At 38.1% G+C, this 16,187-nt stretch carries 13 protein-coding genes and 7 pseudogenes; 6 read left to right on the forward strand and 14 right to left on the reverse strand.

All coding sequences use genetic code 11. The annotated features are described in order from the left end of the window. The first annotated feature begins 146 nt into the window (after positions 1–146). Both mntA and hepT read left to right on the forward strand, forming a co-directional pair. A complete protein-coding gene (gene mntA / locus B0I26_RS17135; protein WP_111646590.1) occupies positions 147–554 on the forward strand; it encodes a type VII toxin-antitoxin system MntA family adenylyltransferase antitoxin in 408 nt (135 codons plus the stop codon). Then, entirely contained in the window at positions 544–954 is a 411-nt protein-coding gene (gene hepT, locus B0I26_RS17140; protein ID WP_111646591.1) for a type VII toxin-antitoxin system HepT family RNase toxin, read from the forward strand. The genes mntA and hepT overlap by 11 nt, the downstream gene beginning before the upstream one ends. 106 nt (positions 955–1,060) lie before the next feature. On the opposite strand, the pseudogene B0I26_RS18740 reads toward hepT, so the two are convergent. From B0I26_RS18740 to B0I26_RS17155, 4 pseudogenes are all read right to left on the reverse strand, one after another. Beyond that, positions 1,061–1,182, reverse strand: a pseudogene (locus B0I26_RS18740) (nucleotidyltransferase domain-containing protein); the annotation flags it as partial. Between the two features lie 7 nt (positions 1,183–1,189). Further along, positions 1,190–1,354, reverse strand: a pseudogene (locus tag B0I26_RS18745) (PD-(D/E)XK nuclease family transposase); the annotation flags it as partial. A gap of 745 nt (positions 1,355–2,099) precedes the next feature. Further along, positions 2,100–2,969, reverse strand: a pseudogene (locus tag B0I26_RS17150) (IS630 family transposase); the annotation flags it as partial. Positions 2,970–3,032: 63 nt separating this feature from the next. After that, positions 3,033–4,268 (reverse strand): annotated as a pseudogene (locus B0I26_RS17155) (IS701 family transposase). 203 nt (positions 4,269–4,471) lie between these two features. Here B0I26_RS17155 and B0I26_RS17165 point away from each other — a divergent pair. Then, positions 4,472–5,509 (forward strand): annotated as a pseudogene (locus tag B0I26_RS17165) (IS630 family transposase). A 22-nt stretch (positions 5,510–5,531) separates the two neighbouring features. Here B0I26_RS17165 and B0I26_RS17170 read toward each other — a convergent pair. The 4 genes and pseudogenes from B0I26_RS17170 to B0I26_RS17180 all read right to left on the reverse strand — a co-directional run. Further along, positions 5,532–6,111: pseudogene (locus B0I26_RS17170) on the reverse strand (SDR family NAD(P)-dependent oxidoreductase); the annotation flags it as partial. A 25-nt stretch (positions 6,112–6,136) separates the two neighbouring features. After that, positions 6,137–7,300, reverse strand: coding sequence for a GGDEF domain-containing response regulator (locus tag B0I26_RS17175; protein ID WP_245934837.1), 1,164 nt, complete (start codon positions 7,298–7,300; stop codon positions 6,137–6,139). After that, the gene (locus B0I26_RS18750; RefSeq protein WP_245934832.1) at positions 7,216–7,416 is read right to left on the reverse strand and encodes a hypothetical protein; all 201 of its coding nucleotides are present in this window, start codon (positions 7,414–7,416) and stop codon (positions 7,216–7,218) included. Before B0I26_RS18750 ends, B0I26_RS17175 begins: the two co-directional genes overlap by 85 nt. Next, positions 7,413–8,690, reverse strand: a complete 1,278-nt coding sequence (locus B0I26_RS17180; protein ID WP_245934833.1) for a GAF domain-containing sensor histidine kinase — start codon at positions 8,688–8,690, stop codon at positions 7,413–7,415. The genes B0I26_RS18750 and B0I26_RS17180 overlap by 4 nt, the downstream gene beginning before the upstream one ends. Before the next feature lie 625 nt (positions 8,691–9,315). Here B0I26_RS17180 and B0I26_RS17185 point away from each other — a divergent pair. After that, positions 9,316–9,951, forward strand: coding sequence for an IS630 family transposase (locus B0I26_RS17185; protein WP_281268728.1), 636 nt, complete (start codon positions 9,316–9,318; stop codon positions 9,949–9,951). After that, the gene (locus B0I26_RS18905; protein WP_281268729.1) at positions 9,951–10,136 is read left to right on the forward strand and encodes a transposase; all 186 of its coding nucleotides are present in this window, start codon (positions 9,951–9,953) and stop codon (positions 10,134–10,136) included. The genes B0I26_RS17185 and B0I26_RS18905 overlap by 1 nt, the downstream gene beginning before the upstream one ends. A 252-nt stretch (positions 10,137–10,388) precedes the next feature. Here the strand turns inward: B0I26_RS18905 and B0I26_RS17195 are convergent, their stop codons facing one another. From B0I26_RS17195 to B0I26_RS17210, 5 genes are all read right to left on the reverse strand, one after another. Further along, positions 10,389–10,979 carry a type II toxin-antitoxin system PemK/MazF family toxin gene (locus B0I26_RS17195; protein WP_111646593.1) on the reverse strand — a complete coding sequence of 197 codons (591 nt, stop codon included), beginning with the start codon at positions 10,977–10,979 and terminating at the stop codon, positions 10,389–10,391. Then, a complete protein-coding gene (locus B0I26_RS18425) occupies positions 10,936–11,160 on the reverse strand; it encodes a hypothetical protein (RefSeq protein WP_181502981.1) in 225 nt (74 codons plus the stop codon). Before B0I26_RS18425 ends, B0I26_RS17195 begins: the two co-directional genes overlap by 44 nt. 247 nt (positions 11,161–11,407) lie before the next feature. Further along, a complete protein-coding gene (locus B0I26_RS17200) occupies positions 11,408–11,740 on the reverse strand; it encodes a hypothetical protein (RefSeq protein ID WP_111646594.1) in 333 nt (110 codons plus the stop codon). A gap of 183 nt (positions 11,741–11,923) precedes the next feature. Further along, positions 11,924–12,718 (reverse strand): NERD domain-containing protein, encoded by a 795-nt coding sequence (locus B0I26_RS17205; protein ID WP_111646595.1) that lies wholly within the window; start codon positions 12,716–12,718, stop codon positions 11,924–11,926. Between the two features lie 363 nt (positions 12,719–13,081). Further along, a complete protein-coding gene (locus tag B0I26_RS17210) occupies positions 13,082–13,699 on the reverse strand; it encodes a hypothetical protein (RefSeq protein WP_111646596.1) in 618 nt (205 codons plus the stop codon). A gap of 149 nt (positions 13,700–13,848) precedes the next feature. Here B0I26_RS17210 and B0I26_RS19120 point away from each other — a divergent pair. Next, positions 13,849–15,042: pseudogene (locus tag B0I26_RS19120) on the forward strand (ISL3 family transposase). Between the two features lie 305 nt (positions 15,043–15,347). Here B0I26_RS19120 and B0I26_RS17220 read toward each other — a convergent pair. Continuing rightward, a complete protein-coding gene (locus B0I26_RS17220; protein ID WP_245934836.1) occupies positions 15,348–15,755 on the reverse strand; it encodes a hypothetical protein in 408 nt (135 codons plus the stop codon). Positions 15,756–16,187 lie beyond the last annotated feature (432 nt).

Here is a 16,187-nt window from a genome sequence, read left to right on the forward strand (position 1 = left end):
GCTAAGGGGCTTTCACTTTTAAGCCAGAAACTTGAGGAGTATTTTTCGTTAAACTATAGTTTTACGCAAAGTTTGAGGCAGGAAATAAAAAGTAATATAATGAAAGAAAATGGCCCGGATTGGGGCGAAGAAAAGGAGGGGCAGTGTTGACTGAACAGATCGAGCCAATCATTATTGAAGTGTTGACCGAAACGGTGTCCCCATATTTGATTTATTTGTTTGGATCAACGGTTGCAGGACATGTTCATCAAGACAGCGACATTGATATCGCTTTTCTCAGCGACCAAAAACAATTGGATCATTATGAACGATTTATGGTTGCGCAAGAATTGGCATCCAGGCTGCACCGGGACGTCGATCTTGTGGACCTCAAACAAGCAAGCACCGTGTTTCAGGCGCAAGTGGTCAGTAACGGCAAAGTCATCTATTGTACAAATGAACAGAAAAAAGCCGAATATGAATGGAGAGCCTTGAAGATGTACGCAAAATTGAATGAAGAACGCACGGAAATCTTGCGAAACATTAATGAAAGCGGGTCGGTTTATGAAAAATGATGTCATTTTAAATAAAATTAGCGTGATCGAGCGGTGCATAAAGCGCATTCACGAAGAATATGAGAACAACCCGAAAAATTTAGAAAACTACACGAAGCAAGACTCCATTATCTTAAATCTCCAACGAGCATGTGAAGCAAGCATCGACCTGGCGATGCACATGGTCGCACAGAAAAAGCTAGGCCTCCCCCAAAACAGTCGAGACGCTTTTTCTCTTTTAGAACAGCACGGCATCATCACTCCTTTTCTTTCACAAAAAATGAAAGCGATGGTCGGATTTAGAAACATCGCCGTTCACGACTACCAGGAAATTAATTTGACAATTTTGCAAAAAATACTTGATCACCATCTAACCGACTTTACCGAGTTCACGAAAGCGATTCTTTTTTATGAACAGTGAAGCGGGCGGTGCAGATGCGCGCCGTCCGAGCATGTTATTTAAGCAAAGACATAATTCAAGATAGAGACTTCTCATAAATCATTATTCCATCGCGCTCAATTTGCCGTTAGATTTCCTCATTCAGCGAATCGAAAGACAGCACATCACACGAATAAATGCCGACAATGTTGTCAATCTTATTCATGATTTTCCCTTTTTGTTTCCCGTATAATTAATGTACAAATCAATACCGTCCTTTTGGAAGCTCGGTGTTTTCATATTGCACATCGACAATCCGATCGCGGCCCGTGTGGTTTAAAATCCCGTTCAAAAACGCGATCGTAATTCACTTTCGGCTTGGGTGGCCGAACAATTGCTTAAACATAAAATCCATTTTCAAATCGAGATATTCTTCTGTCATTGGAGACCATCCTTTCGGGGAAATTTTTGAGAGGAGATAGGTGGATACGATTTTATTAAAGCGGAATGAAGAGGGAAAAATCAAGAGTTTAAACAGAATTTTCTGAATAAAAATTGAAAGAGAGCCGAATGTGTCAAAGGCTCTCTTTATTCTGATATTCTAACAATCTTCGACATACTTCGGGGTGTGCCAGGCACGCAGCCAATTATGCGAAGTTTACATTACATAAAATAATGAGGGGCAATGAAATGATGAAATGGACGATAGAAGAATGCTAATCGATTTGAAGGATATGCTTCGAGAGAAAACAAAAAAATTGAGTGGTTGAATAGCGAAAATGAGTGACTGAAGAAAGATATTGAAGCGTTAAAGCTGGAATTAGAATCCGAGAAGAAATGGCTTAGGGTGACTGCGGGGGCATGGAGGCGCAAAGCCTAGAGGAAAGGTGGAAAACGAGAATGCTTGAGGGAAGAATATCACCATGAACGACAATGGCATTATAAAGTGTATGTGGTAAAGGATATTCCGAAAGATTTGTATATAGAAGAAGTCTGTCTTACTCTGAAAGAAACATTTTTTACCGACAGTTTACCCATATCGTTTTTTAAGATGTGATTACTCTACAAGGTATGAAGGTTGGTTAGCTGAGATAATTTTAATAATATTTCTAATTTAACTTAAATTTATTTATGGAAAAAACAATATAATTTATACTAGAATTATATATATAAGTTGAATTAAAGATTTACAATTGGATACACAGACGATCGATCGTTTGTTCTGGTTTTTGGTTGATTCTCTGAATAAATGCTTGGACATTCTCCTTGATTTCTTGCACACTCGAATAGAACACGTTGTAGATCACGTCCGATTTTAGCCATTTCCATAACCCTTCAATCAAATTCAATTGAGGGCTGTATGGCGGTAAAAAGACGAGCTCCAAGCGATCTTTGTGCTCTTCCAAAAACGGCTGAATCAATTTGGCATGATGAATCCGATCATTATCCAAAATCATGACAATCTTGCCTGTTGGATAGCGTTCTAATACAAGCTGAAGAAACCGAAGAAATGTTTCCGCATCGTAACGTTCTTCTTCGATACAAAATATGTCGCCTGTTTCGTAGTTTAACGTACCGATCAGCTTCACACCTTGATGTTTTCCGAATGTTGGAATGATTCGCTGTTTTCCTTTGACAAACGAATGGCTTGGTAATCACGAATCATCGATTCATCTTGAAAGAGGACATGAGTGATCTTCCCATTCAACAGTTTTTTTTATTTCGGGAAATGTGGTCTCGACAAATTCTTTTTGTTTCTCTTCGTCGGCATTGGCTAACGTATACGTCGGTTTGGTATAACTTAGCCCTAACCGATGCAGAATTTCGCTTGTTCCACGAAGGGTATACGTTTGTCCCCACTTTTGTTGAATGAGTTCAGCGACAATCGCGAGCGTCCAATTATATTTCGCTTCGAATCCGACATCAACAGGAAGCTGATGTTCGATGATAAAAGCCAGCTCTTTTTCTTGATCTGGGGTCAATCTACGCGGAGCGCCAGGCGAATGTTTCATCTCTAGCCCATCAAGACCGTGCTGGGTATACGCATGGATATAGTTACTGTAGTTGAGCAATTTTCATTACAATAATTACCATGTAAAAAGAGACAAACGGAGTACCCCTTATGCCACATGAAGCTGTTTTTTTAACGGCATCAATGGGAATATCTTGTTTCGCTGCACCGTAAATAAACTCCACGAGGCTATGTCCTTTCTTCTTTCGAAGGAAGTCAAGCCCGGTAGAGAAATCGCTGTTGGATTCGACCATACTGTACACGTAAGCGAGTTGTACCAACATCCAATACCGTTTCACCACCCGGCGCTGATGAACGCGGTATCCATCAAGCTTCAGCTGATCTTTCGACTGGCGGAAGAAACCTTCAATGGACCAGCGTTGCGCGTAGTAGTGCAGGATCTCTTCATCGCTCAGCTCTCGAGCGGTGCTCAAGACGCAATGAAGATGTTCGGGTGTCATCGATTGATTCGCTTTCCAAGCCAGTAGCACCACGGTGTCATCGAGCCCTTTGAGTGCCCCTTCATAGCGATAGACTCGATAGGTGCCTTCTCCCACTGTGACGAGGTGGGTGTCTTCCGGTTCGATGTAGCGTGCAAACTGCTTGGCTTGGATCGCAATGCCTTTTGGATAGAGAACCCGATTCGTCTTGAGCATCGCAATGACGTGGAATCCTTTTTTCAGGCAGGCTTCCACGAGTGTTTTCGATGGGTACCAAGAATCCATCAGCACATAAACAGAACCGTGCACATCCAAAGAAGAAAGCATCTCGATGGCCCATTGACCCTTGCTTTTCCCATCCGCCTTGTCGTAGAGGCGAAACGCAAAGGGAAAGGCTTGCGTCATCGTATGAACCATGAGCCAGACGAGAGAGTGTCCCCAAATCGACTTTTTGTCCGCGTGAGAATAATGCCAATTACACCCTTCAATAGCGTGTTTCGCCTGTGACGAAGGCTTCGTTTTTCGGCAGATCGTATCATCGATCGAAACAAAAATGGGGTGATTCTCTCGCTTGGCCGTTCATTCCACATGACGAAGCATCCACTGCTGGAGTTTGCGAAGCAAGATTTCTTCATCCCAAGGGCTTTTCGTGAAAAAATGGCTGAGTGTCGTTCGATGATTGGGGTGAAAGCTCCAATGATGAAGATCGGTCAACGTTCCAGAAAAGCCTTTCGTGATCATCGCATCCACGATATGAACGAGATGCTTCATGACAGGTTTTGAAAAATAAAGTGCCAACCCCAACATCGTGAAAAACTTGTGGATTCCTTGATGATGTGCTAATCTATTCATGAGACATGAACCTCCTTGTGTGAATGGTTTGTTGGCACATCTATTCTAACCAAGGAATCGGGTTCATGTCTCTTTTTTTGTTTCGATGTAAATTTATGTTAGTGATTTTGCTCATCTACAGTTTTATCTTTGACTTTATCAATAGATACTCTATTATCGAAATGAATATATCTCTTAACTCTATAAGTTGCAATAAAGGTTTTCTCCCGTTCTCTGTCGAATAAAGAAGAAAACCTAAAAGAACGGAGAGAACGATATGAACCATGCTCACGAAATCGAAACGCTGTTGATAGCCATGAAAGAGACGAAAAATAAACGCATGTATGAACGCTACCAAGCCCTCTATCTTTATCTACAAGGCTATACAAAAGAAGATATCGCCAAAATCATTGGCCGTTCGGAGAAAACCGTCTATAACTACGTAAATGCCTATAAGGAACATGGAATGGCGGCCTAGACATGAAGTATTCTCCAGGTGCTCCTCGTAAACTAGAGGCGTACCAAGAACAGGAATTCGCCCAAATCATCGAGCACCAGCTCCCAGTCGATGTGGGGTTTGAAGCGAAATATAATTGGACACTGCCGATCATTGCTTCCCTCATTGAAAAAAAGTGGGGCAAGAAGTATAGCATTCGCGGAGTGGGCGAAATCCTTCATCGTTTAGGTCTTAGCTATACGAGACCTACGTATACCTTAGCACATGCTGACGAAGACAAACAAAAAGAGTTTGTTGAACAGACGTTTCCGAATGTAAAAAAAACTGTTGAATGGAGAAATCGATTACATTCTCTTTCAAGATGAATCCATGATTCGTGATTATCAAGCCATTCAACGGACATGGTTCATTAAAGGTAAGCAGCGAATCATTCCTACCTATGGAAAGCCCCAAGGCGTTAAGCTGATTGGTACGTTAAATTACGAAACAGGTGACGTTTTTTGTGTAGAAGAAGAACGTTACGATGCCGAAGCCTTTCTTCGGTTTCTTCAGTGTGTGTTAGAACGTTATCCAACAGGAAAGATCGTCATGGTGCTCGACAACGCTCGGATTCACCATGCCAAACTCATTCAACCGTTTTTGGAAGAACATCAGCATCGCTTAGAGCTATTGTTTTTGCCACCATACAGTCCTCAACTCAATCTCATTGAAGGGCTATGGAAATGGCTGAAATCGGATGTGATTGATAACGTGTTCTATTCCTCTGTGCAAGAAATTCGTGCAAATGTGCAGGCGTTTATTTGTCGACTCAATCAACAACCAGAACAAGTGATTGATCGGCTGTGTGTTCGATTGTAAATCTTTAATTCAACTTATATAATAAAAAAACGACGCATTCCGTTGCAATTCTACCTGGCGCAACCGTATTAATTAAAATTCCGTACGGAGTTAATTCTTGGGTAAGCGTTTTCATGAGTCCAACGATTCCCGCCCGAAACGTATTGGAAAGAATAAGACCTAGAATCGGCTCTTTAATCGACGAAGAAGCAATATTTTAATGATTTTTCCTTTTATCTTTTTTAAATGCGGCAACGCTTCACGAATCATTCACACATAACTAAGCAAATTTAATTCAAATGCATGTTGCCAATCTTCGTCCGTCAACGTTGCGATCGTCCCTGGTGGCGGACCGCCCGCATTGTTCACTAAAAAATGAATGTTACCGAACGTTTCGACCGTCTAATTGACAAGATGTTCAATCATTTCTTTTTTCGTTACATCGGTCACGACATAAACAGCGCGCCCTTTAGAAAGGGCATTGAACTCTTCGACGGCTTGTTGTAATTTTCTTCATTTCGACTAGCTAACATCACATTTGCTCCTTGCCGAACGAGCTAATACGCAATCGCTTTGCCGATCCCTTGACTCGATGCAACAACAATCGCTGTTTTCCTTTTTATCTTTTCTCTCTCCTTTCATCTCTATTTATTCGCTAACGATCACGCGATTCCTGCCTTCTCGCTTTGCTTTATAAAGCGCTTCATCCGCTCGTTTAACCATTTTTTCTTTCGACATTCCTTCTTCATATTCACATACACCAAAACTGCACGTAACGTGCCCCACCATCGGAAACGTGGCTTTCTCAACTAAGGCGCGTAACGCCTCTGCTAAATGAAGTGCCCCCTTTTTGTCCGTCGCTGGCGTCAAAATAATAAATTCTTCCCCGCCCCAACGAGCAAAAATATCACAATCACGAAGGCGTTGTTGAATCATTTCACACAAACGAACAAGCACACAATCTCCAACATCATGTCCGTACGTATCATTTATTTTTTTAAAATAGTCAATATCAAATAAAATGATGGAAAATTTGCTTTTATAGCGATTCACTCGATTTATTTCACGAGAAAAAAATTCATCAAATTTTAAACGATTATAAACTTTCGTAAGGGGATCTTTCATCGCTAAAAACTCATTGCGTCGGCTTTCTTCTTCAAGTGCTGTAATATCAGTAAATACAACTAAATAAGAACCTTGTTCATGCGGAAACGACGTCGCTTTTAATAAAAATACTTTTTCTTCCTTTTGTTGCGATAACATTTTCACTTTTAAAAAATCAATCGTTCGATCAATGAGTGAACGAATCCATTCATTTTGTCCCTTTACATAAAAATAACCAGGTTCTTCAACGAAATAGTCACTTATATGTCGTTTTCCTTCTCGAAGTTTTGCAATCTCCTTTATACCAAAAAAATTAGCAAATGACAAATTAAAGTCAAGCAAATACTCATCATTCATGATACAAATTAAATTTTCCTGAAAGTCAATGATCGTGCGCGTATATTGCTTTTGTTTTTCCAACTCTTTTTCTAACAAGCTTTGATAAATCGACTGTTGCAAAGATTGCAAAAATTTTTCATGATCAATTGGCTTTAAAATAAAATGGTTTACTCCATATTCAATTGCACGAATGAAGAAATCGTTGTCATCGTAAGCGGTCGTAATAATAATTTGCACTTTCTCATCAACAGAGCGAATTCGGCGAATCAATTCCAACCCGTTCATTACAGACATTTTAATATCAGTAATGACGACATCTGGTCGAAACGAAAGAAATAATTCAAATGCTTCTTCACCATTTTTGCTAATTTCACATGACGAATGCGCCTCCTCAATAGACGTGCTAATATTTCTCGCGCCCCTGTTTCATCTTCGACATAAAGCACTTTCACATTCGGATCAATTTCCTCGTTAAACAACATCATAATCCCCTTCCTTCCTTTTTTCGCGGCAGGCAAATCGTAAACGTCGCTCCATTCTTTTCGGAATGAGCTGAAAGGTCCCCACCCATTTTGGTGATGATCATTTTTGCCATGTACAATCCGAGTCCAGTACCTTCCTTTTTCGTCGTCACATAAGGTTTAAAAAGGTATGGATAAATCGATTCATCAATGCCTCCTGCATTATCTTTTATTTCAATATATACAAAATCTTCATCAGCAAACGTACGAATCCAAATCGATCGCTCTTCAATTTGGCGACGAACAAATTCCTCACGAGCATTCGTTAAAAGATTGATGAGCACTTGGCTTAGTTCGTTCGGATATCCGTATATATACGCTTTCGTTTGATTTTGGATTTTCACTTGAATGTCGTAATGATCAAGGCTTGCGGAAATAATTTTTAACGCTTGACGAATAACTTGAAAAGGACGAAAAGATGACGCTTCTTTATGAGGTTTAAAAAAATCACGAAAATCGTTAATCGTACAGGACATATGCTGAATTTGGATGAGACATTTTTTGATGGATTTTTGCAAATATATTTCTGTTAATTCGCCATATTCATATGCTTCCTTTAAATCTTGTAGAAGCAACGCTAAAATATTGAGCGGCTGTCGCCATTGATGAGCGATGTTGCGCAACATTTCTCCCATCGTCGCATAGCGCGACTGCTGAATGAGCATTAAATCTTTTTCGCGGTTTTTTCTCACTTCTTCTTCAATTTTCAGCTGCAACGTTGCATTTAATTGCTCCATTTCTTTTTTCATTTGTTGCAGCTGCAAAAACATTTGCTGTCGTTTTAACGATTCACCAACCGTGCGAGCAAGAGCCCAAAAAATCGCTTTTTCGTGGTTAGAAAACCGTCGTTTTTGTGCGCAATCAACAACAGTTAAAAATCCCCATCGTTCATCACGAATGACAATAGGGGCAATCATAAATGAGCGAATACGGTGCTCTTCAAAAAGAATACGCACTTCTCCTTCCAACTGATCGCTATGCCCAACAAAAACATTACCATCAAACAGCTTGGCTAAACTAGCCATACTTTCTTTTTGAATATCAATCTCATCACGCACCATTGACAATGAGGGAATACGTTGAATTTTACATATCCTTTTTAAACGATATGTATCGTTAAACGAAAGAAGGCGGAAAATCGTTACCCGCGTCACCTCAAGTGCTAAACGTAAGCTTTCTAATGCCGCTACAAGCGATGAATCAATGTTTGCCTCTATTTCTTTCTGTAATGACTCCATTCTCCTCTCCCCTTGCATATAAAAAAGCCAATTTTTCGACAATTGGCTTTTTTGTAGGTCTTTCTTACTACATTATCAATCCTACTGTCTTGACAGCTAAAAATCAAGGAAAAAGTTTACGATTATACATTAGCTTTGCATAAAACAAGTGTGCAATTTGTCAAGGTAGGTAAATCAAAACAATCGTGAATCCAATAAAAAACTCCTTATAATTAGGATTGGTCACCACACCAACCCCCTAATTACAAGGAGGACTCTAGTATGGATTCTACCACATTTTAAGCATTATGGAAAAGAACCTCGTACATAAACTTGGTATAGCGTCGGAAGAAGCAAATTTCGGAAAACGGAATATACAAAATATAAGAATAAAATTTTTAGCATTAAGGGCTTTTTACTCAAAGGATTAGGAGGACTAAAAAGAAGCCGCTCTGAATATTAAAGTGGCTCGGTTTTATCAATCGCAATTGTTATTTACGAAAATTAGAGAAACAACAAGACAATGCTCACTTACGTATGTGTATCACAGCCGTTCGTCTCGTGATGGAAGGATACATGGGAAAAAAAGTCGCTGATTCATCGTCAATCTGTGGCCACCTACGTCAAAAAATTTAATGAAGGTGGAATGGATGCGTTAGTAGAACGAAAATGTGGACCGGAACGCCCATGCTTTTTAACCGCCGAACAACAAAACGAGCTCAAGCAAGTCATTTTAACGAGTTCTCCTTCTGATCACAGATTGGGATGCGTCTCATCATGGACCACACCGATCATTCGGGAGTATGTGCGCAACACGTATGACGTGGAGATGAGTTGCACAGGAATTTTGCGCATGCTTTGGCGATTGCGTTCAAGCTATACTCGTCCCACTTATGTGCTGGCAAAAGCCGATCCAGAAAAACAACAGGCGTTTGAACGGGAAATCGACCTGATTAAAAAACTTCTGAATAACGATACGGTGCTCTTGTATCAAGATGAGACTCATGTTCGTGCGTATCAGAGCCTTCACGCCACATGGTCAGAAGTGGGAAAACAGAAACAAATGCCGACGTATGGACATCATGCCAGTGTTACATTGTTTGATACTCTGAACGCGATGACAGGAGAAGTGCTACACCAAACCTCCTCCTCTTGTAAACAGGAGGATTTTTTGTCGTTCCTTCAGTTGGTGGCGAACCATTACAAAGATCAACTGATTGCCATGGTGGTGGACAATTCCAAAATCAGGATTTTATCGCTAAGAACGGACGGAGCCTTTTAATTTATCTACCACCATATTCGCCTGATTTAAATCTCATTGAGCGATTATGGAGATGGCTAAAAGAGACGGTCATTGCCAATCGGTTTCATCCGACACGTTCTTCCATTGAAGAAGCGATGAACTCGTTTTTGACCGAGATTTCCAAAAGTCCAGACAATGTATTGCGTCGGATAGGGATTTCCTAAGTTCCATGTCAAAAAGTTAAATCAGTTTTATATAAATTAGTAATAAGCCATATTATTTCAATTCTCAACGTATTTAACCTTCTAAACTATAAATTGACTCTTCAAAAATTATATTAATCTATATAAGTTGCAATAAAGAATTTCCGATTTTTCGTTTCGGTTTTCATCTAAATACAAGCTGATATGATATAACGTGGCGAGTGATCAGCTGGATGTAAAACAAAATTTCAACTTATATATGATAATTAAATATTAATCTTTATTTTCAGGGATTATATCTTTTTCTTCCTCGACTTCATCCTCGCTTATTAATCCAAGTGCCAAACATTGCACTAAGTTATCATCAATTACTTTCATACGATCGTCAGGGATAGGATCACTTTTATGTAAGAGTAAACTCTTGTGTATACTCATCGTCTGACTTAAATTAACATATCTTTCTAAGTTCCATTTAGGAATATATGTAAAAATTGGATGATCATCATTTACTAGTTTATGATACCAATCTTTATGTTTTTCATCCGGTTTAATGGTATTTATAGGAGCAATTAAAATATACTCAAAATCTTCATTCTGATTAATCACATCATTAGTTAATACAACAACTTTTCTTGGTTTCACTGTCATGACTATTTTTTGTTCTTTAGCTGTTGGTTTACCATTAACGTAAACTGGTCTAAAATTACCAATAGATTCTACAATTCGACCTCTTTCCGGATCACAACTGTCAGGCACAAAAAAAGAAAGAGGTCGTTTCGTGTCGGACGGATATGGTAAAACAGCTTCATATTCATATCCTCTATGAATATCTGACCAGTTTTCTTTGTCGATAAACGAGACCAACTAAATTACCCCCCGAAAATATCTCTGTACGTAATTCTTGAAATTCCTCTATTTTTTTACTCTGCTCATTAGCTTCTTTCCAATCTTTCTTGCTCATATTAGCAAATTTATTTCGTGTAATTTTTGGTCTCTTAATTTTTTTAGGAGTGGCTAACATATCTTTTTCCTCCTCTTTAGACATACACTATCACCTCCTAAGTAAAGGGGTAATAGTATATGCTGTTTTTATGAAAATTATACCATAAAATCTGTAATTTTTATCAATTTATTTACATTTATATTAACTTATTTCAGCTAAAAACTACTCAATTACACTCTGTTTCACTCAAATAGAGTAGGAGGGGGTGACTACCAGCTATATAAGTTCAGATTGAAAAAACGATACAAATAAGAGGATTAGGTTCGGACAAAAGAGAAGTTGAGACGTTTTATATACGTCTGAAAATCAATCTGCATTTATATAGCTTTTCCATCAGTTCTTGACTCTGGACGGACTCTTTCGGAAGCTTCACAAACCATTGTTTTAACACTTTTTCCGTATCTATTCCAGTCTTCCCTTTCCCCCTATTGTATCTCGCTGTATTCATTTCCTTATAGCCGATATATTTGCTTGGTTCAAAAGCGTCTAGTGACGGAATATAATACCAATGCTTAAACTGCGTCAACTGTTGAACAATCTCTAATTCATCTTCAATATCTTGATTAAACTGCTTAACATTGGCAATGACTTCTTCTAACGTTGAAACTAATACCGCTTCCATTCCTTGCTCTCCCTTCATTTATTCTATTTACAGCGAAAAAAGCAGCAACCATTCTTTTTGCCAAATCAACAACTGATAAGAAATAGGCCTTATTTAAGTCACTTTTGGATGAGCAATGGGATAACGTAAAAGACATTTTATTTAGTCGAACGGCGTCCTACATTGTGTCACAGGAGCGTCCGACTAAGAAACTTTTTCTGTAAATCGGCATTCTGGATAGTTACTGCAGCCTTTAAAACTCCCGTATTTCCCTTTTTTCAAAATAAGGCTGCTGCCGCACTTCGGGCAACGATTTTGTTGTATATGTTCTTTTATACATTTTTGTTTATTTTGAATCGATTGAATGTGCTTCTTTTTTATTTCTCTTTCTTTTTGTTTATCCTTAACAAGCAGCGTCTTTAATTTTTCAGCTAAATATTGTTTTGTTTCATGATCAATCACTTTTGTCCGATATTGCTCAAGCACTTGTTTCAACTGTTTAGGATAAATAACATGAGATTGGGTAAAATGAATACCCGATTTCAATTTAGCCCGCGGCATAAATACAACGATAGAGTAAATAGGGGTATTTGAAAACTCTTCTCCTAACCACCTCTTTAAAGCTTTTATATGACCTTTGTTCTGCCAAATCGGGTTTAAAAACTTTTCTTTTCGTTTGTATATGACCTGAGTCCAGTATTTTGACGATTCATCTCCAAAAATCCAACCGTTATAATTTTTCGTTTCAATGACAAATAGGCCTTGTTCAGATAAAATAATATGATCGATTTGCGAAGAAGAGTTGTCCATCTTCGGAATGTAAAGGTCATGAAACGCCTTGTACATACCAGGTGATAATTTCTCTAATTTTTCAATCTCCTTGCGAACACGATATTCCCCTATTGAGCCGATCCATTTAGACTCTTTCGATTTTATCCATTTAATCAATAAGGCAAACAAGAATAAAAAAAGAAGTGGATAGAAAAAAGAAAGATTCATATTTGATGTTTCCCCTCCGTTTGTTCTCTTGCAATAAAATTACGACTGAAAAATAATAAAAACTAGATTAGTGATTTATCATTCAAAGCAAAAGTAACACATTTTCTATACAAACGAACCGCACTTCCCCCAAATCATCCCCGATGACTAACAGAAGATAAGCGAAATTTTCTTGACTACTTTTTTAAACCTGTTAAACGATTGGCATAACTTACTACAGATCAACAAATTAAAGTAATCAAATTTACCGTGAATATGAAAGAAATATGTAGAGGGTATTACAAAAAGTAATAGACGACTAATTTGATGACTTTTAAATATCCGCCAACTATACTATGTATTTTCCTATGCCTGTTTTCATCATCAATCAACTCCTACATGAACGGCTAAGTAACGAAACTCTCCATGCCTTTTATTGCTAACAGTCGAATAATGTTTCCATTGTAATTTATAAGTTCCTTTAATAACGATCGGATTTTCACGGTCTTTTGTCGTTCCAGCTGAAGCATGTTCCATCCATTTCAACTCTCCAGTCAAAATGCGGTTTTCATGAATTCGAAAATAGCTGTCAACAGTATTGGCTCTGGTTGGCTCGCTCCAATACAAATGGTCATTTGTTAATAGAATGGCAATCCCTTTGATATTATCACTCCCTGTGGTAATCTTTTCAAGTTTCTCCACTTGTTTAAGAAAATCATAACGGCCAATGTCTTGAGCACCATGATTCTTTAACTCTATTAATCGATTTTCTAAATGAGTGGTTAGTCTGCCTAGTTTATTCATTAAATATATTGCATAGCATTGCTCCGAATACGGGTCTTCCACCCAAAGGTCGACTACACATCCATGAAAATCCTTATTTTGAATCACGCGAAACTTTTCTTGAAGCTGATGTTTTAACGCATTTTTAAAGGCTTCTTTTGAAGAAAAGAATGGATGTTTTTGTGCTAATTTTTTCATTTCCTGTTTAATAGAAAACATGTTTATTCTCCTCTCCGTACTTTCTAAATGGTCACATTCTTCATTTTGATTCATCACCACTTTTTGTGATTTTGGCAAAAAAGAAGAAAACACTTACGAAAACCTGGCAATAATGTTAGCTACCACACAAACATAAGGAGGTTTCGTAAGTGCTTTCTATATCACTAGAATTGCCAGAATTTGAAGTGATTAAACAACTTTCTTTCTCCAATCAATATTTTGTTCATGTTCAAAAAAAGTGTCATGAGGAACGTTGTCCTTATTGTGGATTTATGACTTCTTATGTCCATGACAGGAGGACAAGAAAGGTTCGTGATCTTCCTATTCTCAATCATTCTGTGTGTTTATTTGTGCTGGTCAAACGATATCAATGCCAAAATTGTCAATCGGTATTCTCGGAGTCTTATGAGTCGATTCAACCTAATAAACAGCAAACGAATAGGTATCGTGAATACTTGTTTGAATTATGTCAGGATACAACTATACAAGATGTAAGTCGAAAACAAAAGATTCCGTATTCGATCTTAGAGAGAATTTACTACTCGGTCGCTCAAGAAAAAGCTGCCCTTCATCAAAAACAAATTCATGAAGCTTTAGATAAGGATGAACGGGTTTTAAGTTTAGATGAGGTGTCTGTACAAAAAGGTCATCGATACGAAACCGTTTTGACAGAGGCGAAATTAGGCTGTGTCATCGGAATGCATAAAGACTGAGATTGTGATTCCACCATTCAACTATTCAATCAGAATGTCCTTTCCTCCCAAACGGTTCAAACCATCGTTTTGGACATGTGGGAGCCTTATCATAAAGCGATTCAATCCGTCTTTCCTTTAGCGACGATCGTCATTGATAAATACCATGTTGTTCAAAAAGTCACACAAGCCTTAGACAAAGTTAGAAAAGGATTTGCAAAACTAAAAAAAGCAAGGTTCCTCCTGTTGAAAGGATATGAATCACTACAGGATCATCAGAAAGCACGCTTGGAAGAAATCTTAGAAGAGTACCCAGAACTTGCTTGTGCTTACTATTTAAAGGAACTATTTCGAGATTTCTATAAGTTGACCGATTACGATGATGCCCATGATCTTTTAGAAGAATGGATTCAATTAGCACGGAATAGTCCTTACTCATCTTTTCATAAAGTGGCCAACACATTAGAAAAGTGGAAAGCACCCATACTCCAATATTTCTTATCTCCATACACGAATGCCCGAACAGAAGGAACCAATCATAAAATCAAAAATATAAAACGGAGGGCTTATGGATATCGGAATCTAAAGCGTTTTCGACTTCGTGTATTTTTGGAATGTACAGGGAATACTAATTTTGATCCAATTGCTTAAGGGCTCTTCTTCAGCAGCTAACATGATAGTTGGTAGAATGGCAGCCGTCAAGGAAGGCACTTGACTACTCCCATTCTACCAACTTAGTGGTCAGTAAGCTGAAGAAGGAGACGGTCTGATTGACATCTAAATCCAGCTAACATGATGCAAGGTTCGTGTACAAATCACAGAAAATGGTGAAGAGACTTCATTTTTATACTACAAACTACTTAACCGATTTCTTTCTATTTTAATTGTGTTATCTTTTCCATCTAGGACGTCAGCTCTTTTGCTGCCGTAAATTCGCAACGCTTTGGCCCCTTTTATTAGTTTGATAGAAAGGCGCGCGGTTCCCCGATAGTCTTTTTTTTCATATCGATACATTCCGTGAACTCGTCCCAGTACACAACAGCAATTTCTTGATTGTAATCGCTGAGCTGCTTTTGACTGCATATAAATGCAAAAACGAGTGTCTTGTCTTTATTCTCATCTTTTAATTTATTAATCTCTACCAACTCGCGATCTGAAAACGTAAATGACCATGTAAAATCCTTTGAGCCTGTTGGTGAAGTGTGATATTTTGTATAAATCATGTAATCATCAGTGTTGGTCGATACTTCATAAATTTGACGACTTTCATTCTCTTTTTCAAATAATGACGGCGTCAAACCGCTGTTAATGAGTACAGAGAGTAATGCTCCATAATAATAATCAGCCTTGCAAAGTACGCCCATTGTTTTATTCCCCCTTTCCCCTCTTTCTCGTAACTAGTCTATTCATGTTTTTCTTTTAATGAAAAAACAGCTTTATATATTTCTAAAGGTTCAGTAAATTTTCACCATGCTTATTTTAGCTAATTTTGTAAGAAAGTGTTGTCGAATAATGTCGCAAAAAGAAAAAACAGAAGCGAAAAAAGCTTCTGTTTAGAGTTTCTAATTAGAGGGAAAAATTCTTACAATCATTTTCTGCTTTTCATATAAATAATTCACTCAACTTTCGCAGTGAAAAATTTATGAATAATCCTTGATTTGATAGGTTTCTTTTGGTATCTCAATATTCACTTGACACTGAAAAAATTCGTCTAAAAAACAAAAAGACACCTCTTTCTTTTGGTAAACGATTGGTGACCAAACCAAAAACCAAAGAAAGAAAGGTGTCACCATTAT

The sequence above is a fragment of the Paranoxybacillus vitaminiphilus genome (assembly GCF_003259935.1).
GTDB classification, from domain to species: Bacteria; Bacillota; Bacilli; order Bacillales; family Anoxybacillaceae; genus Paranoxybacillus; species Paranoxybacillus vitaminiphilus.

What these genes read in the sequence shown, in the direction of transcription:
- B0I26_RS17205 (WP_111646595.1), bottom strand. Translation starts at nt 12,718, where the DNA reads ATGAATCTTTCTTTTTTCTATCCACTTCTTTTTTTATTCTTGTTTGCC.
- B0I26_RS17180 (WP_245934833.1), bottom strand. Translation starts at nt 8,690, where the DNA reads ATGGAGTCATTACAGAAAGAAATAGAGGCAAACATTGATTCATCGCTT.
- B0I26_RS18750 (WP_245934832.1), bottom strand. Translation starts at nt 7,416, where the DNA reads ATGATGTTGTTTAACGAGGAAATTGATCCGAATGTGAAAGTGCTTTAT.
- B0I26_RS17210 (WP_111646596.1), bottom strand. Translation starts at nt 13,699, where the DNA reads ATGTTTTCTATTAAACAGGAAATGAAAAAATTAGCACAAAAACATCCA.
- B0I26_RS17220 (WP_245934836.1), bottom strand. Translation starts at nt 15,755, where the DNA reads ATGGGCGTACTTTGCAAGGCTGATTATTATTATGGAGCATTACTCTCT.
- B0I26_RS18425 (WP_181502981.1), bottom strand. Translation starts at nt 11,160, where the DNA reads ATGTCTAAAGAGGAGGAAAAAGATATGTTAGCCACTCCTAAAAAAATT.
- B0I26_RS17200 (WP_111646594.1), bottom strand. Translation starts at nt 11,740, where the DNA reads ATGGAAGCGGTATTAGTTTCAACGTTAGAAGAAGTCATTGCCAATGTT.
- B0I26_RS17185 (WP_281268728.1), top strand. Translation starts at nt 9,316, where the DNA reads ATGGATGCGTTAGTAGAACGAAAATGTGGACCGGAACGCCCATGCTTT.
- hepT (WP_111646591.1), top strand. Translation starts at nt 544, where the DNA reads ATGAAAAATGATGTCATTTTAAATAAAATTAGCGTGATCGAGCGGTGC.